Annotated in this window: 23 protein-coding genes; 10 read left to right on the top strand and 13 right to left on the bottom strand. The window is 68.3% G+C overall.

Annotated features, from left to right (window positions below; translation table 11 throughout):
• Positions 1-72: 72 nt before the first annotated feature.
• Genes H0264_RS00395 through H0264_RS00385 form a run of 3 tightly spaced genes read right to left on the bottom strand, consistent with a single transcriptional unit; the run spans position 73 to position 1,944 of the window.
• Positions 73-783, bottom strand: a complete 711-nt coding sequence (locus H0264_RS00395; protein WP_181582109.1) for a zf-HC2 domain-containing protein — start codon at positions 781-783, stop codon at positions 73-75.
• Positions 780-1,286: a sigma-70 family RNA polymerase sigma factor gene (locus tag H0264_RS00390; RefSeq protein WP_181582108.1), complete on the bottom strand. Its 507-nt coding sequence runs from the start codon at positions 1,284-1,286 to the stop codon at positions 780-782. The genes H0264_RS00395 and H0264_RS00390 overlap by 4 nt, the downstream gene beginning before the upstream one ends.
• A 43-nt stretch (positions 1,287-1,329) precedes the next feature.
• Positions 1,330-1,944, bottom strand: coding sequence for a YqgE/AlgH family protein (locus H0264_RS00385; protein ID WP_181582107.1), 615 nt, complete (start codon positions 1,942-1,944; stop codon positions 1,330-1,332).
• A gap of 191 nt (positions 1,945-2,135) precedes the next feature.
• Here H0264_RS00385 and H0264_RS00380 point away from each other — a divergent pair, with 191 nt between their 5' ends.
• Positions 2,136-2,897, top strand: coding sequence for a lysophospholipid acyltransferase family protein (locus H0264_RS00380; RefSeq protein WP_181582106.1), 762 nt, complete (start codon positions 2,136-2,138; stop codon positions 2,895-2,897).
• A 46-nt stretch (positions 2,898-2,943) separates the two neighbouring features.
• Here H0264_RS00380 and H0264_RS00375 read toward each other — a convergent pair whose 3' ends face one another.
• Positions 2,944-3,267, bottom strand: a complete 324-nt coding sequence (locus tag H0264_RS00375; protein WP_181582105.1) for a GNAT family N-acetyltransferase — start codon at positions 3,265-3,267, stop codon at positions 2,944-2,946.
• A gap of 96 nt (positions 3,268-3,363) precedes the next feature.
• Between H0264_RS00375 and H0264_RS00370 the strand changes: the two genes are divergently transcribed.
• Positions 3,364-4,482 carry a glycerate kinase gene (locus H0264_RS00370; RefSeq protein WP_181582104.1) on the top strand — a complete coding sequence of 373 codons (1,119 nt, stop codon included), beginning with the start codon at positions 3,364-3,366 and terminating at the stop codon, positions 4,480-4,482.
• Here the strand turns inward: H0264_RS00370 and H0264_RS00365 are convergent.
• Positions 4,479-4,838: a winged helix-turn-helix transcriptional regulator gene (locus tag H0264_RS00365; RefSeq protein WP_181582103.1), complete on the bottom strand. Its 360-nt coding sequence runs from the start codon at positions 4,836-4,838 to the stop codon at positions 4,479-4,481. The two genes, H0264_RS00370 and H0264_RS00365, sit on opposite strands and share 4 nt — an antisense overlap.
• A 139-nt stretch (positions 4,839-4,977) precedes the next feature.
• On the opposite strand from H0264_RS00365, the gene H0264_RS00360 reads away from it, so the two are divergent.
• Positions 4,978-5,850: an NAD(P)-dependent oxidoreductase gene (locus H0264_RS00360; RefSeq protein WP_181582102.1), complete on the top strand. Its 873-nt coding sequence runs from the start codon at positions 4,978-4,980 to the stop codon at positions 5,848-5,850.
• Between the two features lie 145 nt (positions 5,851-5,995).
• Here the strand turns inward: H0264_RS00360 and H0264_RS00355 are convergent, their stop codons facing one another.
• The 5 genes from H0264_RS00355 to H0264_RS00335 form a co-directional block, all read right to left on the bottom strand.
• A complete protein-coding gene (locus tag H0264_RS00355) occupies positions 5,996-6,232 on the bottom strand; it encodes a helix-turn-helix transcriptional regulator (RefSeq protein ID WP_220139929.1) in 237 nt (78 codons plus the stop codon).
• Positions 6,222-7,073 (bottom strand): ABC transporter permease, encoded by an 852-nt coding sequence (locus tag H0264_RS00350; RefSeq protein WP_181582100.1) that lies wholly within the window; start codon positions 7,071-7,073, stop codon positions 6,222-6,224. The genes H0264_RS00355 and H0264_RS00350 overlap by 11 nt, the downstream gene beginning before the upstream one ends.
• Positions 7,070-7,999: an ABC transporter ATP-binding protein gene (locus H0264_RS00345; RefSeq protein ID WP_181582099.1), complete on the bottom strand. Its 930-nt coding sequence runs from the start codon at positions 7,997-7,999 to the stop codon at positions 7,070-7,072. Before H0264_RS00345 ends, H0264_RS00350 begins: the two co-directional genes overlap by 4 nt.
• A gap of 127 nt (positions 8,000-8,126) precedes the next feature.
• Positions 8,127-8,558 (bottom strand): type II 3-dehydroquinate dehydratase, encoded by a 432-nt coding sequence (gene aroQ, locus H0264_RS00340; RefSeq protein ID WP_181582098.1) that lies wholly within the window; start codon positions 8,556-8,558, stop codon positions 8,127-8,129.
• A gap of 136 nt (positions 8,559-8,694) precedes the next feature.
• The gene (locus H0264_RS00335) at positions 8,695-9,303 is read right to left on the bottom strand and encodes a hypothetical protein (protein ID WP_181582097.1); all 609 of its coding nucleotides are present in this window, start codon (positions 9,301-9,303) and stop codon (positions 8,695-8,697) included.
• Positions 9,304-9,641: 338 nt separating this feature from the next.
• On the opposite strand from H0264_RS00335, the gene H0264_RS00330 reads away from it, so the two are divergent.
• The gene (locus H0264_RS00330; RefSeq protein WP_244976073.1) at positions 9,642-11,309 is read left to right on the top strand and encodes an NTF2-like N-terminal transpeptidase domain-containing protein; all 1,668 of its coding nucleotides are present in this window, start codon (positions 9,642-9,644) and stop codon (positions 11,307-11,309) included.
• Here the strand turns inward: H0264_RS00330 and H0264_RS00325 are convergent.
• From H0264_RS00325 to H0264_RS00315, 3 genes are all read right to left on the bottom strand, one after another.
• On the bottom strand, positions 11,306-11,689 hold the full coding sequence (locus H0264_RS00325; protein ID WP_181582096.1) for a DUF3054 domain-containing protein: 384 nt from the start codon (positions 11,687-11,689) through the stop codon (positions 11,306-11,308). The two genes, H0264_RS00330 and H0264_RS00325, sit on opposite strands and share 4 nt — an antisense overlap.
• 65 nt (positions 11,690-11,754) lie before the next feature.
• Positions 11,755-12,915 (bottom strand): lysylphosphatidylglycerol synthase transmembrane domain-containing protein, encoded by a 1,161-nt coding sequence (locus H0264_RS00320; protein WP_181582095.1) that lies wholly within the window; start codon positions 12,913-12,915, stop codon positions 11,755-11,757.
• Between the two features lie 5 nt (positions 12,916-12,920).
• Entirely contained in the window at positions 12,921-14,438 is a 1,518-nt protein-coding gene (locus tag H0264_RS00315; RefSeq protein WP_181585180.1) for an adenylate/guanylate cyclase domain-containing protein, read from the bottom strand.
• Between the two features lie 221 nt (positions 14,439-14,659).
• Between H0264_RS00315 and H0264_RS00310 the strand changes: the two genes are divergently transcribed.
• The 6 genes from H0264_RS00310 to H0264_RS00285 all read left to right on the top strand — a co-directional run bounded on the left by H0264_RS00310 (position 14,660) and on the right by H0264_RS00285 (position 21,966).
• Positions 14,660-15,880 carry an AI-2E family transporter gene (locus H0264_RS00310; protein WP_181585179.1) on the top strand — a complete coding sequence of 407 codons (1,221 nt, stop codon included), beginning with the start codon at positions 14,660-14,662 and terminating at the stop codon, positions 15,878-15,880.
• On the top strand, positions 15,861-17,069 hold the full coding sequence (gene macS / locus H0264_RS00305; RefSeq protein ID WP_231083708.1) for a MacS family sensor histidine kinase: 1,209 nt from the start codon (positions 15,861-15,863) through the stop codon (positions 17,067-17,069). The genes H0264_RS00310 and macS overlap by 20 nt, the downstream gene beginning before the upstream one ends.
• Before the next feature lie 30 nt (positions 17,070-17,099).
• A complete protein-coding gene (locus tag H0264_RS00300; RefSeq protein WP_181585178.1) occupies positions 17,100-17,771 on the top strand; it encodes a response regulator in 672 nt (223 codons plus the stop codon).
• 59 nt (positions 17,772-17,830) lie between these two features.
• Positions 17,831-18,598 carry a DUF1707 SHOCT-like domain-containing protein gene (locus H0264_RS00295; RefSeq protein WP_181582093.1) on the top strand — a complete coding sequence of 256 codons (768 nt, stop codon included), beginning with the start codon at positions 17,831-17,833 and terminating at the stop codon, positions 18,596-18,598.
• Between the two features lie 69 nt (positions 18,599-18,667).
• Complete coding sequence (locus H0264_RS00290) at positions 18,668-19,474, top strand: alpha/beta fold hydrolase (RefSeq protein ID WP_181582092.1); 807 nt, start codon at positions 18,668-18,670, stop codon at positions 19,472-19,474.
• 848 nt (positions 19,475-20,322) lie between these two features.
• Entirely contained in the window at positions 20,323-21,966 is a 1,644-nt protein-coding gene (locus H0264_RS00285) for a DUF2339 domain-containing protein (protein ID WP_181582091.1), read from the top strand.
• Positions 21,967-22,033 lie beyond the last annotated feature (67 nt).

The following is a 22,033-nucleotide window of genomic DNA, read 5'->3' as shown; positions in this document are numbered from 1 at the left end:
TTCTTGGCCGGGATCCACCTACCTGTGTGGATCCCGGCCAAAAGCATGCCGGGATGACGGACGAGGTGTGCGTCAAAGTCCCGCCGAGAGAAGGACATTGCCGGAGGCGTTGCGCACCTCGACGGTCTTCAGGTCGCCGGGAGCGGCCGAGGTGGTTCCGTCCGGGGTGTACACCTCGCCCGGTTTCGCCGTCCACTCCGCGAGTTTCGACTGCGTGCCGTCCTGGCGCACCACCCACAGCGACAGCTGCCAGGCGTAGATGCTGTTCGACGGCGGGTAGCTGCACCACATGTCCACCCGCGTCTGCCCGTCCACCGCAAGGACTTTGAAGGTGGCCACGATGGTCGTGTCGACATTCGCCTGGAACGAGCCCTCCGCCACCACCTCCTGCGCGGGCGGGCGATGACTCACGATGTCCGCGGTCACCGGGATCGCGACGGCCACCGCCGCGGCGACGGCCGCGACCGCGCCGCCCAGTGCCAGCCACCGGCCGCGCCGCCGCTTCCGGTCGGCCGCCTCGGCCAGCTTCGGCAGCAGCCGATCCGGTGGCGGCGGCACCGTGGACGGCGGATCCTCCTGCGCGGCAACCGAAACCGCGGTCTCTTCGTCCACCAGCGCCAAAAGTCCCGGCAGGCCGGCCAGTTCCGTCACCGCCGACTTGCAGCGGTCGCAGCCCACCAGGTGATCCTCGTATTCGCGGCGCTCGTCGCGGGCGAGAGCGCCGAGCACATACGCGCCGTCCCACGTCGCATAGGCGTCGCAGAGCTCCTGGCTTTCGGTCACTTCGTCACCCCCATCTCCTGCAGCACCAAACGCAAGGCCCGCATGCCGTAGTGCATACGGGATTTCACCGTGCCCTCCGGGATGTCCAGTTCCGCCGCGATCTGATGCGTGGACAGGCCCCGGTAGTAGGCGCGGACGATGACATCACGATGATCGCGGCTCAGCTGAGCGAGGGCATCCGCCACCAGCCAGCCGTCCAGGGCCCGATCCGATTGATCCGGTTGCGATTGCTCCGGCGGATGGTCGGTGCGGAATTCGCGGCGGCTGCGCGCACTGCGATGCTCGTCCACCGCCAGATTACGTGCGACGGTGAACAGCCACGCCCGCGCCGAGGTCGTGGACTGATCCAGGATGGCCGGACGCTGCCAGGCGCGCAGCAGCGTCTCCTGCACGATGTCTTCTGCCCGCCCCGGATCGCCGACCAGGCCGAACGTATACCGCCATAACGCGGCCGCGTGCTCCTCGTAGATCGCTCGCAGCAACGCCGCCTGATCGTCGGGCATCATTCACCTCCGCACCAAGGCACGACACAGCACGCGCGGCGGTTCAGTTGCGCTCGAGTTCGATCGGATGGGTCGCCAGCAGCGACAGCGGGAGCGGCTGGCGGCGCAGCACTGCCGCCCACAGGTCGGCGCGGGTGGCGAGGGGGTCGGTGGGCAGGGCGGACAGCACGATCCAGTCGCCGCGATCCAGTTCGCCTTCCAGTTGGCCGAAGGTCCAGCCGGCGTAGCCCGCGAAGATGCGCAGGCCCTCGACGAGGGGTTCGATCGTGTCCGGGTCGGAGTCCAGGTCCACCAGGGCGACCCGGCCGTCCACGCGTCTGAGCCCCGGCACGCCGGTGAAGGCGACGCCCACCTTCATGGTCGCCAGGCACAGGGCCGCATCGCGTTTCACCGGCCCGCCGATGTAGAGCGTGCGCGGGTCGGCGGCCAGGTCGGCCCACTGCGGGAGGACATCGGCCACGGCGGTGTCGCTGGGCCGGTTCAGCACCACGCCGAGACTGCCGGCGTCATTGTGCTCGACGATGTAGACGACCGTGCGCCGGAAGGACGGCTCCGTCAGATCGGTTGCCGAGACCAGCAGAGTCCCAGGCCGTACCACCTGGTCCTCGCGCCGGAATTCGCGTCGAGAACGGTCACCGTGTTCCTCTGCGCGTGCCACTCCGCCATCATCGCACTGGCACAGGTCATTTGCTGTGCTTAATTGGTCAAGGTGCTCAATTGCGCCGTTTGCGTGCCGAATCCGCGCGTGGACCCGGGCGAGTGCCGTGCCGGAAGGTACGGAAATTGCATTGTCCCAGACGATGTATCCACCGCCGAGCGGAAGGTTTGCGGCGGGGTTAGGGTGGCGACATGGAACCGCCCGAGGTGATCCTCGAGAACAGTGACGCCGTGTACGACTACTACCGCGATCACCAGCAGAATCTGGTGAAGGCGAAGGCGGCCTACTGGTTGCTCAATCGTCGCTTCCGCGCTCGGGTCGGTTATGCGCCCGGGGCGCGGGAGAAGTTGCGGGAGTACATCTCTCAGGGGCGGGCGCTGCTGATTTCCATCAATCATCTGTCCCAGCAGGACCCCTACACGGTCGCCGCCGCGGCCTGGAACAGCGCGCTGCGACCGGCCATCGGGCGCACCCGGGTGCTGGCCAAGGACGAACTGTTCGAGGAACCCGAACAGCGGCGCAAGATCGACATGATGGGCGGGATCCCGGTCTTCCGGGGCAAGGACCACGGCATTCGCGCGGTCAATGCTGCCGGACAGCGCATGATCGACATCTGCGCCGAGCGCATGGCGCGCGGCGACGGGGTCGCGGTCTTCCCCGAGGGAACCTGCAACGATGTCGACCACACCCAGGTGCAGGCGGTGGGAACCGGCATCGGGCACATCGCTTTCCGCGCGCGCAAACTGGGCGCGGATCCGGTGCTGGTGAGCCTGGGCCTGAGCTACGGGCCGCGGCCGGACCCGAAGATCGAGCCCTCGAAGGAGGAGGCGCGGTCGGCGAGCTTCTACTTCGGGGTGCCGGTCCCCGAACTGCCGCTCAAGCCGGCCGAGATCACCCGCGTGGTGCGGGACGAACTGCAGATCGCGCTCGACGGGGCCGTCGCGGCCTACTGAGACAATCTGATCTACGCGGACAACCCCGGCGCGGGCTGCTCCGGGCTCACGCCTGGGGTAGTCCGAGCCGCCCTCTCGACCACTGTGGCACCAGCGCAAGGTAATCCGGCCGCGACTCCACGAAGTGATGCACCATCGGGCACATCGGCAGAATCCCCAGCCCCTCGGAGCGAGTCTGGTCGAGCGCACCCTGCACGAGCTTGCGGCCGTACCCGAGACCCTCGTGCTGCGGGTAGATCTCGGTGTGCACGAACGCCCGCTCACTGGCCGTGTCCTGGTACGAGGCCACCCCCGCCAGATAGCCGTCCACATACAGCTCGAAGCGATCGAGAGCGGAGTTCTTGCGGACCTCAATCGTTTCACTCGGCATGAGACGACGCTAACCCTCCGCTGACAGCTATTTGTCCGTATTGCCGAAGGATCGGCTCGGCGTGTCGCACTTGCGGACAGCAGCCACACTATGAGCATGACCGACGCGCGCCCCCGGCTGGTGATCCTCGCCCCGGACAAGTTCAAGGGATCGCTCACCGCCGCCCAGGTGGCAGGTGCGCTCGCCACCGGCATCACCCGCGCCGCGCCCGCAACCGAGGTGCGGCAGCTACCCATCGCCGACGGTGGGGACGGAACCGTCGACGCCTTCCTCGCGGCCGGGTGGGAGCGGGTGCCGGTGAATTCGGTCGGGCCGACGCTGGAACCCGTCGCCACGGAGTACGCGGTCCAGAGCGACACCGCCGTCATCGAGCTGGCCGCCGTCGTCGGGCTCGCGAAACTACCTGGCGGACAACCGGATCCGCTGCACGCCAGCACCTACGGATTGGGCATGGTCATCGCCCACGCCCTGGATCACGGTGCACGGCACATCGTCCTCGGCCTCGGCGGCAGCGCCTCCACCGATGGCGGCGCGGGCCTGCTGCAAGCCCTCGGCCTGCGCATATTCGATTCGAATGGCAAAGAACTCGACGAATCGGCGGGTGGTGCGGAAGGACTCGCGACGGCCGCCCGGATCGATCGAAGCGGTCTGCATCCCGCCGTCGCGGACACGAGTTTCACCCTCGCCAGTGATGTGGACAATCCACTGCTCGGACCTTCCGGCGCGGCGGCCGTCTACGCCCCGCAGAAGGGCGCGACGCCGGACCAGATCCCGATTCTCGAAGCCGCACTGAAGAATTGGGCCGACCTCGTCGGAGCCGAATGGGCGGATGAGCCGGGCGCGGGAGCCGCGGGCGGCACCGGATTCGGTGCCATGGCGGTGCTCGGCGCGGTCGAACGCTCCGGCATCCAGGTGGTGCTGGACCTGGTCGACTTCCCGGCGCGGATCGCGGGGGCGGACCTGGTGGTGACCGGCGAAGGGTCCATGGACGCGCAGAGCCTGAACGGCAAGGCCCCCATGGGAGTTGCGACCGCCGCACATCGGGCCGGTATTCCCGTGGTCGCCGTCGTGGGACGCCTGCAGCTGTCCCGAGATCAACTCCGCGATGCGGGATTCGCTGCCGCCCACGCCCTTTCCGATCTCGAACCCGATCCCGCTCGGAGCATGGCGAATGCGGCGGCCCTGCTCGAGCGGGTCGGCGAACAGCTGGTCTAACTCGCGGCTGCTACCGGGGTGCGGCCGAGGATCTGGTCGCGGTTGCGTTCGCCCCACTGCTCCAGTGGGGCGAGGGCGCGGTTCAGATCCTCGCCCAGGGGGGTGAGCGAATACTCCACGCGGGGTGGGACTTCGGGGTAGATCTCGCGGTGGACCACGCCGCTGGCTTCCAGTTGGCGGAGGTTTTCGGCGAGCACCTTCTCGCTGACACCGGCCAGCAGGCGGCGGATGTGGCTGAAGCGCTGTGGGCCCTCGCCCAGCACCCACATCAGATGCAGTTTCCATTTGCCGCCGACCACGTCGATGGCGACGGACATGCCGCACACATCGTGATCCGCACCACTGTCCGACTCCATCGCGGCCTCCTGACCTGAATCCCAACCTCGAGGTAAGCAACCCCACGCGAACGTGCGGTCTTCCCCGAGGTTACCGATCGGAGCACTCTCTTCTCAGGCGCCAATCACCGAAACACACGATCAACAGCAAGGACGAAACATGTCTCAGCAGCAGCGTTCTGTCTCCGTCATCGGCCTCGGCCCGATGGGGCAGTCGATGGTGAAGGCGTTCCTGAAGGCAGGCGTCGAGGTCACCGTGTGGAACCGCAGCGCCGACAAGGCCGATGCGATGGTGGAACTCGGAGCCAAGAAGGCGGCCACCGTCGCCGAGGCACTGGACGCCAATGCGGTGACGGTGCTCAGCCTCACCCACTACGCCGCCATGTACAGCGTGCTGGAGCAGGCCGCCGATCACCTGAACGGCAAGGTGATCTTCAATCTCTCCTCCGATTCGCCGGAGAAGGCGCGGGCCGGAGCCACGTGGGTGCGCAAGCACGGGGCCGAATTCGTTTCCGGCGGAGTCATGTCCGCGGGCGACAATATCGAGCATCCGGCCTCGTACATCTTCTACAGCGGTCCGCGCGCGGTGTTCGACGCGCACGCGGAACTGCTGCGCCCGCTCAGCCCGCAGGAGTACCTGGGCGCGGATGACGGTTTGGCGCAGGTCTTCTACCAGGGGCTGCTCACCATCTTCCACCCCTGGCTGCTGGCCTTCGACCAGGCGACGGCGATGATCAGCCGGTCCGGGCACGATATCGCCCAGTTCGTTCCGTTCGCGGTGCGGTCCAGCGAGGCGTTCCCCTACTTCATGCAGGAGTTCTCGGTCGCCAACCAGAACGGCGGCTGGGCCACCCTCGCCTCCCTGAAGATGATGGACGCCGGTGCGCAGCACATCATCGACGCCAGCGAAGAGGTCGGCGTGGACGCCACCTTCTCGCACACCTCACAGGCGTTGTGGCGCAAGGCCATTGCCGCCAGCGAGGAGGCGGGCCGAGCGGTCTCCACCTACGAGCTGATTCGCGGCGGCAACTGAGCCCGGTGCTCCCGGCGCGAACTGTGCCCGCGCCCTCGTCATCCCGGCGCGCTTCTGGCCGGGATCCACCGCATCGTGTGGATCCCGGCCAAAAGCATGCCGGGATGACGGTGGTGGCGTGCCGGGATGACGGATTGGGTTGGCCTCAAGCGGTTTCGGAGCCGATGCGCGGGAAAGGCGCGGTGGAGAAGATGATCTCCACCGGCACCTCGAAGTACTGCGCGATCCGCAACGCCAGGTGCAGGCTCGGGCTGTACTCGCCGCGCTCCAGATAGCCGACGGTCTGATAGTGCACGCCCAGCGCCTCGGCCAGCTCCCGGCGCGAGATGCCGCGCTCGGCGCGCAGCATCGCGATCCGGTTGTAGATGACCTCAGAAGGCACGCTGCATCGCCTTCTCACGGCGCGCCGCGACATTCGAGCCCGATTCCCGGCGGGCCATGCGGCGCAACAGGATCGGCGCCAGCGCCAGCCCCAGCACCGCCCACACGCCCAGCACCGCGGCGGTTTCCAGGTGCCGCCACGAACCGGCGATCTCCACCGCCGCCGCGCTGTCGGGCATCATGGCCGAGCGCATGCCCAGACCCAGCCAGTAGATGGGGAACACCTGTCCGAGGCCCTGCAGCCAGCCGGGCATGGAGGTGATCGGATAGAAGATGCCGGAGATCGCCACCAGCCCCATGATGGGGAACGACATGAACCCGATGCTGCGCGGGCTCTCGAACAGCGACCCGATCACCGCGCCCAGCGGGAGCGACGCCACCAGACCCAGCAGCAGCACCCAGATGAACGTCAGCCAGTGGCTCACGCTGTTGAGCTCGACCCCGCCGATCACGGCCATGCCGAACACCAGCAGCAGCACCAGCGGCGCGAACACCGTGCCCGCGGTGAGCACGATCTTGCCGATCAGGTAGCCGCGCATGCCGTTGGGAGTCGCCTTGGCGCGCAACAGGGTTCCGTCCTCGCGATCGACGGCCAGATACTGCGCCATGCCGAACAGGCCGTTGAAGGCGATCAGCATGCCGAGCACCCCGGGCAGTGCGAGCGCGCCGAGTCCCAGCCCGCTCGCCTCGAAGGTGCCGTTGCGCATGAGATACAGCGCGACCATGACGCCGACCGGCCAGAAGAGCTGCCCGAACAGATCCATGCCATTGGTGAAATTCTGCCGTAGTTCGATCAGGCCGCGGCGTAGCCCCGCCCGTACGGCGACGGTGGTCGGGTTCATCGGGTCACCTCCTCGAGGGTGCGCACGTCGAATTCGCCCTGTCCGGATTCGAAGCGCTGCACGAGGGTCATGTAGGTGTCCTCCAGCGAGGCGCGGCGCACCTCGAGTTCGTCGATCTCCTCGCCGTGCTGCTGGAACAGTTCGTAGACGAACTTGGTGGACTCGGTGGTGGTGTGCACGAATCGTTGTCCGTCGCGGGTCCACTTCACCTCGGCTTCACCGGAGATGCGGCGGGACAGTTGATCGGCGGAGCCGTCGGCGATGATGCGGCCGCCGGCCAGGATCAGAATCCGATCGGCCAGTTTCTCCGCCTCGTCGAGGTCGTGCGTGGTGAGCATGATGGTGGTGCGCTCGTCATCGGCGAGCCGGTGCACCAGATCGTGGAATTCGCGCCGCGCCTGCGGGTCGAAGCCCGCCGTCGGCTCGTCCAGGAACAGCAGTTCCGGCCGCCCCACGATGCCGATGGCGACATCGAGCCGCCGCCGCTGCCCGCCGGACAGCGACATGATCTTGGCGCCGGCGTGCTCGGTGAGCCCCACCGCCGCGATGAGTTCGTCTGTGTCCCAGGGCCGCCGGATGTTCTCGGTGGAGTACGGCTCGTAGAACATGCCCAGATAGCCGAGCAGTTCGCGCACCCGCCACTTGCCGTGATCGCGCCACGACTGCAGCACCACCCCGACCCGCGCCCGCCATTCCTCGCTTCCGTGCGCTGGATCCGTGCCGAGGACCTCGACCCGTCCCGCGGACCGCATCCGGAAGCCTTCCAATATTTCGATGGTGGTGGTCTTGCCCGCCCCGTTCGGCCCGAGCAGGACCAGGACTTCGCCCCGGTGCGCCTGAAAGCTGACGTCCCGCAGAACGTCCCGGGTGCCGTATCGCATACGCAGTTGATCAACGTCGAGTACGACGCCGCCGTCGACGGTCATCTCGCCCCCAAGTAGTAAGTACTGGATCAGATGTAGCATATCTACTACATTCTGCTGCGGACAAGCTATTTCCGGAATGAAAAACGGCCCGTGACCTTGTGGTCACGGGCCGTTCGCCGCTCTGGGGTCAGCGGGTGCAGAGGAATTCGACCGCCGCCGCGTAGCCCTGGATGCCCATGCCGGCGATGACCGCGGTCGCGATCGGCGAGACGAACGAGTGGTGCCGGAACTCCTCGCGGGCGTGCACATTGCTGATGTGCACCTCGACGATCGGGACCTCCGGGATCACCAGCGCGTCGCGTAGCGCCACCGAGGTGTGGGTGAGGCCGCCCGGGTTGATGACGATCGCGGAGTTCACGCCGCGGGCCGCGTGGATGCGGTCGATCAGGGCGCCTTCGTGATTCGACTGGAAGTCCTCGACCTCGCGGCCGAACCGGGCCGCGGTCTTGCGGCACAGTTCGACCACGTCGTCCAGGGTGTCCGCGCCGTAGACCTCGGGCTGGCGGGTGCCGAGCATGTTCAGGTTCGGGCCGTTGAGCACGAGGATCGGACCGGTCATGACCCGAGCCTAACGGCCCGAAGCCCGATGCCCGCGTACACCGCCCCAGTTCCGACCCGGAGGGCTCCCGGAGGGGAGCCGCCTCACTTCGGACCCAGGGGTTTCAGGGGAAACCCCTGAGAGTCCCGAGAGTTGGTCAAAGCCCGCGTGGTCCCTCCGAGCGCAGGTCGTCGACTTTGCGCATGGCCGAACGCAATTCCTCGAGCCATTCCTCGGCGTGCTTGCCGGCCAGGCGGACCGTCCAGGCCAGGGCGTCGGAGCGGGAGCGGGCGACGCCGGCGTCGATGAGGGTGTCGAGGACCTTGCGTTCCGGCTGGCGCAGGCGCGTCATGACGGGAACGGCCAGGTGGGTGAACATGATTCGCTCGCCGCCGACCGACACGCCCCAGGCCACACTGCGCCCGTAACGTGCCTGCGCCTCCTGGGCGATCTGCATGCGGGCGGGGCGGGTGGATTCGCGGAAGCGGGCGATGAGGCCCTCGCGGGTGGCGCGCGGGACCTCGTTGGGGACGGCGTCCTGGGGTCCGTCGGCTTCGTCGGCGGGGGCGGGTTCGGGTGCGGGGAGGGGGAGTTCACCGACCACGACGATTTCGTCGCGATCGATCTCGAGGGTTGCCGGGCCGGTGAACCAGTCAGCTGGCAATCTTCCGGCGAACCAGTCTTCGGCATCCGCGGCGTCGGGGAGGTCGGCTTGCTGCCAGCCTCCGGGGCGTCCGAATCCGCGTCCGTGATGTCCGTGTCGCATGGCGGTCACACTCACTTACTGCATGGAGTTGTAATACTGATTACAACGTTACGGTGTTTTGGCGCGGGTGGATTGCGCTCTGGGAGAACGGGGTTCGCCCCGGTTGGCGCGGATGCGGCGCACCCGCGCCACCAGTACGGACTGGACGGTTCGCAACGTCTCGTATACGCCAGGGGATGTAACCGACCGGTGATCATGTAACTGTCCCCTCCTGGCCGAAACGGGCACTATGGTGATGCTCAGAAGGAGTACGCCTGGTGGAAAGGTAGAACCGCGGGCAATTGATTCGCGGTACCGTGGACCTGTTGCTGATGTGGCAAGAGTGAAGAGTGGGCGATATGGATGTGTGGGGATCCCGCCGCTTCCGGGTACGGGGCGCAATCGCGCTCGCGGGGGTGGCTGCCCTCGCGATTGCGATGGGGTCGTGTGCGTTCCGAGAACGCACCAATAGTGCTGAATCGGTTGTCGAGCGATTCACCAACCTGCTCGACGAGCGGGACTACGAGGGCGCGGCACGGCTCACGTCCTACCCGAACGGTGCCTCGGCAACCCTGAAGCAAGTCTTCGAAGGACTCGACCCGGGCAAACCCGACTACGAACTCACCCAGTTCATCAACCTCGACGGCAGCACCGGTCTGTTCAGCATGACCGGCGCCTGGGACTTCGGCGAGAAGAAGAACTGGAAATACGACCTGCAGGGCACCGTCCGCAAACTCAGTGTCGGCTGGCGCATCTCGTGGGATCCGGCCCTGGTCATGCCGCAGCTCGACAGCACCCGCACCGCCAAACTGGTGCGCACCTACGCCGCGCCGTCGCCCAAGGTCAACGACATCGTCGGCGCGCCGCTCATGACCGAACAGACCATCAATGTCATCAAGGTCGACCCGGCCAAGACCGGTGACCTGGTCGGCACCACCAACGCCCTCGCCGACGCCATCGAACCCGTCGCCCCGCTCATCACGGGAGCGACGCTCATGCAACAGCTTTCGTCGTCGCAGGGCAAGCCGATCGTGGCCGTGCAGCTGCGCGACGGCGACTTCAACATCCTCGAATCCCGCATGGCCGTCATCCCCGGCGTGGTGATGGAGAAGCAGAACCGGCTCATCTCCGCCGACCGGCGGGTCTGGTCGCCCATGCTCGACGCGCTACGCAAGGTCTGGCAGGACAGCAACGACCAGCACTCCGGTTGGGGCGTCCAGCTGTTCGGGCAGAACGGGGCCTTCATCACCCAGCTCGCCGGCGAACAGGGCCCGCCCGGTCCCGACATTCCCGCCACCATGGATCAGCGGCTGCAACGCGCCGCCGAGGACGCTGTGGTGAGCGTCGGCACGCCCGCCTCCGTCGTGGCCATCCAGCCCTCCAGTGGCGCACTCGTGGCGGTGGCGCAGAACAGCCAGGCCAGCGCGCACGGGTCGGTCGCCTTCACCGGGCTGTACCCGGTCGGCGGCATGATCGAACTGTTCAAGAACCTGGCCGCCGTCACCAAGAACAAAGCGCCGCAGGACGTCTCGGTCAACGACGCGGCCGAGGCCGCCACCCAGCTCGGCGTCGGCATCGACTTCACCGTGCCCGGCCTCGACGAGACCACCGGCCGGCTGCCCAACGGCAAGAACGGCGCGGAGAACGTCGGCAACGGCAAGGCCGCCGACAATCTGCTCGCCAGCCCGTGGGGCATGGCCATCGCGGCCGCCGCCATCGCGCGCGGCCAGGTGCCGAAACCGATGATCGCCATCGGCAGCCCCGCCACCACCGAGGCCGACCTGCCCGCGCTGCCCGGCAATGCCACCGACAAACTGCGCGCCATGCTGCAGGAGGGGTCCGCGTCGCCGGAGATGGTCACGCTCAACCGGTATCGCGATGTCAGCGCCTACGGTTCCGGCGGCTGGCTCATCGCCACCATGGGTGATCTCGCCTTCGCCATCCACATCGACGACGCCGACAGCGGTGACGCCACCGCGCGGATGGCGGCGCGGATGCTGCAGTCCCTGGCCAGCCCGGACGACTAGCGCGTACGCAGAATGCTCATGGCGACCCGCCAGCCGACCAGGAACAGGCCGAGGAACGCGGTTGCCACGATGATGAAGCTGAAGGCGACGCCCTGACCGGACACGGCGCGCAGCAGCATGCCGCCGACCAGAGTGCTGACCCACACGATGACGCCGGTCGGCCAGGCCGCGCGGCCGTCGAAACGCTTTGCGGCGCTGGCGCCCTCGCGGCCGGAGGCCACGGCCACCGCGATCACCCAGCCGAGCAGCAGGCCCAGGCCGAAGGGCCAGAAGGTGCGGCCGAGGCCCGCGAGCACGTCCTCGTCGTGACTGGAGCGGCCGAGCATGCAGAACACGACGACCAGAACGACATCGACGGCGAACGGCACCAGTTTCTTCACGGCCAAAGGTTATCGGCCGCGCCGAACGGCGGCGCGCAGGGACACTCCCGGCCGCCGGATGCCAGTCAGACCGCGGGTGACGGGCCGGGGTTGTCCTGGGCGGCGGGCGGATTGGGGCGACGGGTGTCCGACAGCGGGGGAGCGGTGCGGAGCTCCTCGAACTCCTTCTCGTACTCGGCGTCGTCGGCCTGCGGTTTGCGGTACAGGAACAGGAAGACGATCCAGCCGACGATCGCCACCAGAATGAAGCTCACCAGGCGGTACACGAACGCGGCCGCCACCGCCTGCGAGAACGGCAGGCCCGCGAAGGTCGCCAGGCTCGCCCACAGCGTGGCATCCACGTAGACGATGCCGCCGGGCGCGAAAGGTATGGTGCCCACCGCTTTTCCGGCCGCGAACGCCAGCATGAGCCCGGTCAGCCGCGGGTCCGCGCCCACCGCGTAGCAGGCCGCGCCCAGGCACGCGACATCCGCGAGCCGGTGCACGATCGCCCACAGCGCCACCCACGCGCCATCGCGCTTACCGAGATCCACGGACTCCAGCTGGTCCAGGACCTCGGCCACCTTGTCCATGCCGTCATCGACCGGCCGATGCCGAATCCTGTTGACCAGCCGCAGAATTCGCCGCAACGCCCCCTCGATGGCGCCCGGATGCGCGGACACGTAGTTGCCCGCCCACACCAGCAGCGCCACCGCGCCCAGCGACAGCACCACCTTCACCGGACCGATCCGGTCCCCGGCCAGCATCGCGCCGAACACGCCCAGCAGCGCCAACCCGGCCGCCGCCACCACCCCCGACATGACCAGCTGCCAGGACGCCACGATCGGACTCGCACCCCAGCGCCGCGTCTGCCGGTAGGTGAACGCCGTGGAGAACACCTGCCCGGCCGGCAGCGTCAAAGCCATTCCGGTCGAGCCGTACACCACCGACACCGATTTCCGCTGACTCACAGCCACGCCCCCGGCGTGCAGCAGCTGTTTCTGAATACGGCCGTAACCGCTCATGGAAATCGCCTGCATGACGATGCACGCGACCACCCATCCCCAATGGATTTCCGTCAGGTTCTTCCAAGAATCGTGCAGGCGCGGATAGAGATACGCGCCCTCCCCGATCAACAGAGCGAGCAGTGCGACACCGAGAACCCATTTGGCCCACCAGAATCTGCCACGGCGCGAGTTCTCCGCAGGCGGCGCGGGTTCGCCGGCCAGGTCGCGATGGGCCTTCACGTTGGTCAGCCTAACGAACTCGCCTCGACCTCGTCTGCATCCATCGGGTCGCCGCTTTCCTTCGGCCAGGCCAGGCGGGTTTTCCGGCGTCGCCCGCGCAACTGGACCTCATCGCCGGTATCCCAATGCAACTGTTCGGACTCGTCGGCGAAAAACAGCGCGCTGCCCGAGGTGAGCACCCGCTCGGGCCGTTCCTTCGCCAATTCGGTGAGCCGCGCCGCCTCGTTCACCGGATCACCGATCACCGTGTACTCGAAACGATTTGCGCCACCGATATTCCCGGCCACCGCGAGCCCGGCGGAGACACCGATTCCGATATCCAGGCCGGGCACTTCCCGCAGGGCTTCGCGCAGTTCCCGGGCCGCCGTCAAAGCCGCGGTGGGCGCGTCCGGGCGATCCAGCGGCGCCCCGAAGATCGCCAATGCGGCATCACCCATGAATTTGTTGATCAGACCGTGGTGCCGGTCGATCACATCCACCACGATGCGGAAGAACTCGTTGAGCAGCGACACCACCTCGGTGGGCGGGCGTTCCGCGGCCGTCGCGGTGGAACCGACCATATCCACGAACAACACCGCCACGAACCGGGTCTCACCACCGAGTTCGGTGCCGTATTCGAGGGCCCGGCGCGCCACATCCTCGCCGACGTGCTGACCGAACAATTCCTGCAGTTCCCGGCGTTTGGCCGCCTCGTCCATCATGCGGTTGAAGCCGACCTGCAGCAGCCCGATCTCCGACCCGTCGAACACCTCCACCTGCACATCCCGCGCACCCTCCTGCACGCGATCGATGGCCTGGCTGAGCTGGCGAATCGGATCCGAGATACTCGAGGCGGTGAGCATGGACAGCGCCAGCGCCTGCATGATCACCACACCGCACAGCAGCAGAATCGACACCGCCAGCGACTGCGCCGAGAACTGCACGCGCGAGGAAATCTGCGTGACGCACAGCAGCACGATGGCGATCACCGGGGCGAACGTGCCCATCCCCCACGTCATGGCCATGCGGGTGCCGACACCCGGGGTCAGCGTGTGATCGAACGCGCCCACGGTCAGCGCCTCGGCCGCGACCGGCCGCAGAATCCGTTCCCCCAGCATGTAGGTGAAACCGAAAACGATGGTGGCGGCCATACATTCGGTGACGATCACGGCCGCCGCCAGCTCCGGCGCCCGGATGATGATCAACCAGGCCAGCACGCCACCGCCCAGGAACCACAGCGCCAGATGCACGATGGCCTGCCGCAACGGCGCGTGCAGTGCGGCCATCTGCTCCTGCCGGCTCGGCGGACCGCCGCGCATCTGCCAGCGCATGACCGGGCGCAGCATGAGCGCCGACGCCGTCACACTCAACAGCCCACAGGTCGCGAAGACGATCGCCGGAATCACCAGCCCGGTCTGCCGCGTCGCGCTCAGCTCACCCTCGGGCACCGGCAGCCCGTACTGGATGAACGCCCACACCAGGACAGCGCCGAACGCATTGGCCGCCAGCATCGAAGCGAGGTACAGCGGCCAGCGGGTTCGCATGGTCTGTTTGACCGCTTCCAGTGGCGCTGACACGCCCACCAATCTAGCGGTCCGATCATGAAGATTCAGTCGCGGAGTTCGGTGCGACAGGGGGTGCGAAGCCGTGTGGAGCCGGGCGACGGGATAAACCAGACAGTAGGCTCGCCCTCGTGAGTCAGGCGCAGGCAGGAGAAACACCGGACGCGACGCCGAAAACCGTGCGCAAGCGGGATGCCGAGGCGGTGCATCCGCTGGTTCGGGAGGCCGCCGAATGGTCGTGGCGGTTGCTGCTGATCCTGTTCGCGGTGCTCGCCGTGGCCTATCTCGCGCACCGGCTGTCCTCGGTGATGATTCCGCTGAGCATCGCGCTGCTGGCCGCGGCGCTGCTCAATCCGCTGGTGGACCTGCTACAGCGGTTCGGGGTGCCGCGATCGCTAGGGGTTTTCGTCGCGCTCGTCGGGTCGATCGGGCTGATGGCCGGGATCATGACCTTCGTCGTGGAACAGTTCGTGGTCGGCGTGCCGCAGCTGTCCGACGAATTCAAGACCAGCGTGCACGAGATCCAGGACTGGCTGATCAACGGGCCGCCGCACATGAGCAACGAGCAGATCCGCAATGCCGGCGACACCATCGTCAAGACCATCGAGTCGAATCAGGACACGCTGACCAGCGGGGCGCTCACCACCGCCACCGTCATCGGCGAATTCTTCACCGGCACCTTCCTGACACTGTTCATCCTCATCTTCTTCCTCTACGGCGGGGATCAGATCTGGGAGTTCATCACCCGCATCATCCCGACCGAGCAGCGTGAGCGGGTGCGGGTCGCGGGCAAGCTCGGATTCGGCACGCTCACCGGATTCGTGCGGGCCACCGTGCTGGTCGCGCTCGTCGACGCCATCGGCATCGGCGCGGGATTGGCGATCCTGAGCGTGCCGCTCGCCCTACCCCTGGCCTCGCTGGTGTTCATCGGCGCGTTCATTCCGATCATCGGCTCCTTCATCGCCGGATCGGTGGCCGTATTCATCGCACTCATGACCAAGGGGTTCGTGACCGCGCTCATCGTGCTGGGCATCACCATCGCGGTCATGCAGCTGGAAGGCCATGTGCTGCAACCACTTCTGATGGGGCGCGCGGTGCGCATCCATCCGCTGGCCGTGGTGCTCGCCATCGCCGCCGGTGTGGTGCTGGCCGGCATCGCGGGCGGTCTGCTCGCGGTGCCGTTCGTGGCGGTGCTGAACACGGCCATCCGCTCCCTGCTCGCGGATACGCCCGAGGAGCTGTATCAGGAGCTGCACACCGGGGATCCGAGCAAACCCATGTACAGCGCCGAACCCGACAGTCCCGAGGACGACTTCGACGAGGTGGCCTACCTGCGCGGGGCCGCCCCGCCCGGCAAGGCTGGATCCGACGGTGCGGCAACGACTTCCGACAGCAAGCCCGCCGGTGACCCCGCCGCGGACTGAACCCGACCCCGGCACCATCGCCACCGCGCCACTGTGGCGGGCGGCGCAGGCGCTGCGGCTGGTCACCCTGCTGTACGCGGTCGGGCAGCAGATCGCATCCGTCTCGCACTACACCAATCAGCGGCTGAGCTGGGCGCTCATCGCGGTCATGGCGATGTGGTCCGGCGTCTCGGCGATCCTGCTGTCGCAGTGGAACATTCGGCAGCATCCGTGGCTGCGGGTGTGCGTGGTCATCGGCGACCACCTGATCACCATCGCGCTCATCTTCGCGACCCGGTTCGTCGCCGACTACGACTGGTATCACGGGCATCAGACCCTGCCCACCACGCTGTGGTGCGCCAACGCCGTCATTTCCGCCGCCATCCTGTGGGGGCCGTTCGGCGGCATCGGCTCCGGCCTGCTCATCTCCTTCGCCATCATCACCGCGAGATCCCAATGGGAACTGGATGTCTGGCGCGATGCCACGCTGCCGGTGCTGCTCTCGGTCGGGCTGGCGCTCGGGCTCGCCACCAATACCGCCAAGCGGGCGCAGGAACAACTGCAACGCGCCGTGCGGCTCACGGCCGCCGCCAAGGAACGCGAACGGCTCGCGCGCGAAGTGCACGACGGGGTGCTCCAGGTGCTCAGCTACATCAAACGGCGTGGCACCGAAATCGGCGGTCCCACCGCCGAATTGGCGCAGCGCGCCGGGGAGCAGGAGGTGGCGCTGCGGGTGCTCATCTCCGAACAGGGCGCCCGCGCCGACATGGGAGGACACAGCGCCGACGAGGATCTGCGTCCGCTGCTGACCGCACAGGCCACCCCCTCGGTCTTCGTGTCCACACCCGGCGAACCGGTGCTGCTCGGCCACTGGGAGGCGCGCGAGGTTTCCGCCGCCGTGGCCGCCGCCCTCGCCAATACCGCCCTGCACGCCGGACCGGGCGCGAAAGCCTATGTGCTGCTGGAGGACACCGGCGACGAACTCATCGTCAGCGTGCGCGACGACGGGCCGGGCATTCCGCCGGGCCGCCTCGCGCAAGCCGAAGAGCAAGGGCGCATGGGGGTTTCACGATCCATCATCGGCCGCATCGACGCCATCGGCGGCACCGCGCAGCTGCTGTTCGAAGCGCTGCCCGCCGACGACGACGCCGCCGAGGAGGGCGCGGGCGCGGAATGGGAGTTCCGCATCCCGCGCGGCCCACGAGAATGAGAAGAACGACCGGTGACCGAGGAGGTGGCCATGGCCGAGGATGCGGCCGAACGGATTTCGATCATGGTGGTCGACGACCATCCCATCTGGCGTGACGGTGTCGCCCGCGACCTCGCCGAAGCCGGATTCGACGTGGTCGCCACCGCCGACAGCGTCGCCGCCGCCGGACGCCGCGCCGCCGCCGTGCAACCCGCCGTCGTCCTCATGGACATGCAGCTGCCCGACGGCAACGGCGCCGACGCCACCGCCGAAGTGCTGCGCGTATCCCCGCGCACCCATGTGCTGGTGCTGTCCGCCTCCGCCGAACGCGACGACGTCCTCGACGCCATCAAGGCCGGGGCCATCGGCTATCTCGTGAAGAGCGCCTCCGCCACCGAGCTCTACGACGCCGTCCGCGCCACCGCCGCCGGGCAGGCCGTGTTCACCCCCGGGCTCGCCGGGCTGGTCCTCGGCGAATACCGGCGCATCGCCAACACCCCACCCGATCGCGACGAACCGCACCGGCCCGCGCTCACCGACCGGGAAACCGAAGTGCTGCGCATGGTCGCGAAAGGGCTGTCCGCCAAGCAGATCGCGACCCGGCTCAGCCTCTCGCACCGCACCGTCGAGAACCATGTGCAATCCACACTGCGCAAACTGCAACTCGGCAATCGCGTGGAGCTCACCCGGTACGCCATCGAACAGGGCCTCGACGGCGAATAGGACCGAGTTCAGGGATTGCCCTGATGCGCCGGACACCGTGCCCTGGTTAGCCTCGAATCATGGGAGGTCCTGAAGCGATGTCCGGCGCCGAACCTGCCGCTGTGGTCGGCGACCGGGACCTACGAGTGTCGGACAGCGAACGCGAACACGTGGGACGGCTGCTGCAGCGCGCGGTCGGGCTCGGCATGCTGTCACTGGGCGAATTCACCGAACGCATGGATACCGCGCTCGCGGCCAAGACACGCGGGGAACTGAACGCGGTGCTGGTGGATCTGCCCGGGATCCGGCTGGTCGGGCAGCCCGCGCAACCGGCGCAGCAACCGCCGCGATTCGTGCAGAATCCGCGGGCACAGCAGTTCATCGCCGGTGGCGCGCAACAGTTCATGCCGGGGGCCGCGCAGCAGTTCGGAGCCGGTGCCGCACCGCAATTCGGGCCCGGCCCGCAACCGGCCGTGCCCGGCAATGTGATTCGCGCGCGCATGTCCGGAGTGACCCGCAAGGGCAGGTGGACGGTGCCGCCGGTGCTGGTCATCGACAGCAGCATGGCCGGGGTGGAACTGGACTTCACCCAGGCCATCATGTCCACACAGGTGGTGGAGATCCGGGTGCGGCATCAGATCGGCTCCCTGGAGCTCATCGTGCCCGGCGAGGCCACCGTCGACACCAACGGCCTGCAACTGGTGGGCGCCGGCATCAACAACAAGGTGCGCACCGGGCCGCCCATCGGACCCCTGCATCTGATCGTGCACGGCCAGTTCCGATTCGGCTCGGTCACCGTCCGGCATCCGTTCAGCGCGCACTGGAAGCGTTTCCTCAACGGGTTGTGACACGACAGCGGCTGTGATGCGAAAAGCAGCCCGCGCCGCCGACTTTCGCCGGCCGGTATCGTCGCGCACATGGTGAAAGGCGCACCCCTCGGAACCACTCCGGAACCCCAACTGCGGACCGGACGCGGCGAACCCCTCCTGCTGCTGCACGGAGCGCTGCTCACCTGGGAATCCTGGCTGCCCGTCCTCGACGATCTGGCCGCCGACCACGACGTGCTGGCGATCACCTACCCGGGCCATCACGGCGGCCCCGAACCGAAGCGCCCGGCCACCATCGCCTCCCTCGCCGACCATGCCGAACAGGCCCTCGACGAGGCCGGATGGGCCACCGCCCACCTCGCGGGCAACTCCCTCGGCGGCTGGCTCGCCCTCGAACTCGCCGCCCGCGGGCGCGCCCGCACCGTCACCGCCATCGCACCCGGCGGCCTCTGGCGCAACCCGGCCGCCGCCGACTCCCTGCTCCGCAAATTCCGCACCTTCGGCCCGCTCATCGGCCTCGACACCGACGCCCCGCCGACCAGCCCGGCCCTCATCCGCAGCCTGCTCCTACCCCTGCTGGCCCACCGTCCCGCGATCGTTCCCAATCATGTCGCCAAGGCCATGGCCGCCGCACCCGCCAACTGCACCATCGTCGAGGAAATCGCCGAAGATCCCGCTCTGCCAACAGGTTTCACAGCAATGGACGCCCTCGACGTCCCGGTGACGATCCTGCTGCCCGAACACGACCGCGTCCTCCCGCCCCATGTCTACGCACCGCTGGTCGAAACCCCTACCCGCGAAATCCGCCCCCTTCCCGGCCTCGGACACATCCCCATGCTCGAGGACCCCGCCCGCATCACCGCCGAAATCCGCGCCACCATCTCCCGCGCGGCCTGATTTCCCAGGGGCTTCACCCCCCTGGCCCCCGTTATCGGGTGGGGTTTTGCGGGTGGGTGCTTCCCGCCCGCTCGAATTCGGGTAGGAATCGACCCGCACCCACGTGTTTCTACTCATGCCCCGGCCCCACCCCGGCCGAGAGTATGGCTCCCATGAACACCGCCATAGACCCCCGTCTGATCGCACGATTGTCGGACGAGTTCGCGGCGCTCGGACAGCAGATGGGCGTACTCGGACGCGATCTCGACTCCCTGCACTCCCAGGTCCTCGCGGAGCACCGTCATTCCGCCGCTGCCGCCGCCTTCACTCCTGTACCGCCCGCCGCCGAGCAGACGGGCGGTTTTTCGCGCCCGCGCACAGCGGCGGAGCAGCCTGTCGCCCCGAACCAGCCGCAAGCCGGCCCGGAAGCGCCGTCCAGCGGAGCGGAAAAGTCTGCCGCCGAGCAGATTTCATCGCAAGGTGCGGCTTCCCCGGCCTCCGGCCGGACACCGCCCGTCAGCGCGCAGCCGGGCGAGAGCGCCCCGGCGGCGGAACCGATTCAGCCTGCTGCACAACAGATTCCACCTGCCGCGCAACAGGTTCCGCCGGGTGCCGGACCACAGCCCTGGGGGAGCGGCCAGCCGATGCACGCAATGCCTGGCTCGTTCGCACAGCCGGCCCGGCCCGGCGTCGGGCCGATCCCGCCTGCGGGCCCGGTTCCTCCTCGAGGGGGGATTCCCCCTGCGGCAGCGGCGTATTCGTCGCCGTGGGCGGCGGGAGCCGCTGCCGCGCCCGCTCTGCAATCGGGTGCGCCGCGGCCGGGATGGCAGGGGGCCGCGGGACAGCCTGGGTACCAGGGTTATCCGGCGATGCCGGGCATCCCGCAGCGGCGGATGGCGCCGCCTCGGGAGGTGCGGCCGCCGTGGTGGCAGCGCGAAGGGGTGATCAGCCGGGTGCTGGCGGTGGCCGGGGTCGGGGTCACGCTGATCGGGGTGGTGATGCTGCTGGTGCTGGCGGCGCAGGCCGGATTCTTCGGGCCGGTGCCGAGAGTTGTTGCCGGGGCAGTGTTCTCGGGGGCGCTGGTGGCCGCTGCGGTGCGGGTGCACGGGCGGGCCGGGGGGTATGTGGGTGCGGTTGCGCTGGCGGCTACGGGTATCGCCGGGGGATATCTGGATGTTGTTGCGGTGACCAGCATTTACGACTGGGTGCATCCGGTTGCGGGATTGGCGGTCGCGTTCGGGATCGCTGCGGCGGGGGTGTGGCTGGCCGTGCAGTGGCGGTCGCAGGCGCTGGCTGTGCTGGTCGTGCTGGGGGCCGCGGTGCTGTCGCCGGTGATCACCACCGAGATGGCATTGCTGGCGTTCCTGCTGGTGCTGCAAATCGCCGCTGTGCCGGTGCAATTGGGGCGGGACTGGCCGTATCTGCACATTGTGCGGACCGTTCCGGCGGCCTTGGCCATCTTGATCTCGGTGGCCGCGGTCGGGTTCGAGGGGCGCAGGAGCGGGTCCATTCGGGAGGAAGTGCTCGCGGCGGCGATCGTGGCCGCGGTGGCCGGGCTCGCGGGGGCGATTCTGGTGGTGCGGCGGCGGGCCGGTGACCTCACCGCGAGCGTGTCGTTCGCGGCGGCGGGCATTCCGCTGGTGGCGGCCACGGCCATGTTCGAGCGGGCCGGAGCGGTGAGCCTCGCCGTGGGGTACGCCGTGGTGCTGTTCGCGGTGGCCGTGCTGCCGTGGGTGCCGAAACTGGGTGCGGCGGCGCGGATTCCGGGGCATCTGGCGATCGTGTCGGCGGTGGTCGGGGCGTGCTCGCTGCTGATCGGCTGCTTCCGGGCCACCACCTTCGAGACGCTGCCGATCGCGCTGTTCCTGGTGGCGCTGGGGTTCCTCGCTGTGGGAGCACAACAGCGTTCGAAGGTCGCGGCCTGGATCGGCGCCGCCTTCGCCGGACTCGGGGCCGGGGTGTTCCTCGATATCGCGGCTCCGGGGATGCTGGCCGGGCAGCGTTCCGCCGAAGCGCACCTGGGTGTTTCGACCGCGCTGGCGGCCGTGGCGGCACTGGGAGTGGTGGCGGTCGCGCTGTGGTGCGCGCGCCGGATCGGGTTGCTGGGCAGCGAGAACACCACCTCGACTGCCGCGGTGCTGGCCGGGATTCTCGGTCTGTACGCGGTCACCGTGCTGACGGTGTCGGTCGGCGTCGCCACCGGCGACAAGGACGGATTCCTCGCGGGGCACGGCATCGCCACCATCATCTGGATGGTGACCGCCACGGCGGCACTGCTTTTCGGCCTGCGCCGCCTGGCGCGCACACCGCAGCAGGCGAAGGTCGCGCTGGCCGGTGGGCTGCTGGTCACCGCCGCCGCGCTGGCCAAACTGTTCCTCTTCGACCTGGCCACCCTCGACGGCCTGGTCCGGGCGGCCGCCTTCCTCGCGGTCGGCGTCCTCCTACTCGTGGCGGGCACCCGCTACGCGCGCGCCTTCGCCGAAGCCGCGGACCGGGAGACCCCTGCGCCCTGACCGCGGGCGGACGGGGTCCCGGCGACAGCCGCGGTGCCCGGCAGCGAGACCCTTCGCTTCCGCCCGA

The organism is Nocardia huaxiensis, from assembly GCF_013744875.1.
Taxonomy (GTDB): domain Bacteria; phylum Actinomycetota; class Actinomycetes; order Mycobacteriales; family Mycobacteriaceae; genus Nocardia; species Nocardia huaxiensis.
This window is presented reverse-complemented; position numbering and strand designations above follow the sequence as displayed.

What these genes read in the sequence shown, in the direction of transcription:
- H0264_RS00390 (WP_181582108.1), bottom strand. Translation starts at nt 1,286, where the DNA reads ATGCCCGACGATCAGGCGGCGTTGCTGCGAGCGATCTACGAGGAGCAC.
- H0264_RS00380 (WP_181582106.1), top strand. Translation starts at nt 2,136, where the DNA reads ATGGAACCGCCCGAGGTGATCCTCGAGAACAGTGACGCCGTGTACGAC.
- H0264_RS00375 (WP_181582105.1), bottom strand. Translation starts at nt 3,267, where the DNA reads ATGCCGAGTGAAACGATTGAGGTCCGCAAGAACTCCGCTCTCGATCGC.
- H0264_RS00370 (WP_181582104.1), top strand. Translation starts at nt 3,364, where the DNA reads ATGACCGACGCGCGCCCCCGGCTGGTGATCCTCGCCCCGGACAAGTTC.
- H0264_RS00365 (WP_181582103.1), bottom strand. Translation starts at nt 4,838, where the DNA reads ATGGAGTCGGACAGTGGTGCGGATCACGATGTGTGCGGCATGTCCGTC.
- H0264_RS00360 (WP_181582102.1), top strand. Translation starts at nt 4,978, where the DNA reads ATGTCTCAGCAGCAGCGTTCTGTCTCCGTCATCGGCCTCGGCCCGATG.
- H0264_RS00350 (WP_181582100.1), bottom strand. Translation starts at nt 7,073, where the DNA reads ATGAACCCGACCACCGTCGCCGTACGGGCGGGGCTACGCCGCGGCCTG.
- H0264_RS00345 (WP_181582099.1), bottom strand. Translation starts at nt 7,999, where the DNA reads ATGACCGTCGACGGCGGCGTCGTACTCGACGTTGATCAACTGCGTATG.
- aroQ (WP_181582098.1), bottom strand. Translation starts at nt 8,558, where the DNA reads ATGACCGGTCCGATCCTCGTGCTCAACGGCCCGAACCTGAACATGCTC.
- H0264_RS00335 (WP_181582097.1), bottom strand. Translation starts at nt 9,303, where the DNA reads ATGCGACACGGACATCACGGACGCGGATTCGGACGCCCCGGAGGCTGG.
- H0264_RS00330 (WP_244976073.1), top strand. Translation starts at nt 9,642, where the DNA reads ATGGATGTGTGGGGATCCCGCCGCTTCCGGGTACGGGGCGCAATCGCG.
- H0264_RS00315 (WP_181585180.1), bottom strand. Translation starts at nt 14,438, where the DNA reads ATGCGAACCCGCTGGCCGCTGTACCTCGCTTCGATGCTGGCGGCCAAT.
- H0264_RS00300 (WP_181585178.1), top strand. Translation starts at nt 17,100, where the DNA reads ATGGCCGAGGATGCGGCCGAACGGATTTCGATCATGGTGGTCGACGAC.
- H0264_RS00295 (WP_181582093.1), top strand. Translation starts at nt 17,831, where the DNA reads ATGGGAGGTCCTGAAGCGATGTCCGGCGCCGAACCTGCCGCTGTGGTC.
- H0264_RS00290 (WP_181582092.1), top strand. Translation starts at nt 18,668, where the DNA reads ATGGTGAAAGGCGCACCCCTCGGAACCACTCCGGAACCCCAACTGCGG.
- H0264_RS00285 (WP_181582091.1), top strand. Translation starts at nt 20,323, where the DNA reads ATGCCGGGCATCCCGCAGCGGCGGATGGCGCCGCCTCGGGAGGTGCGG.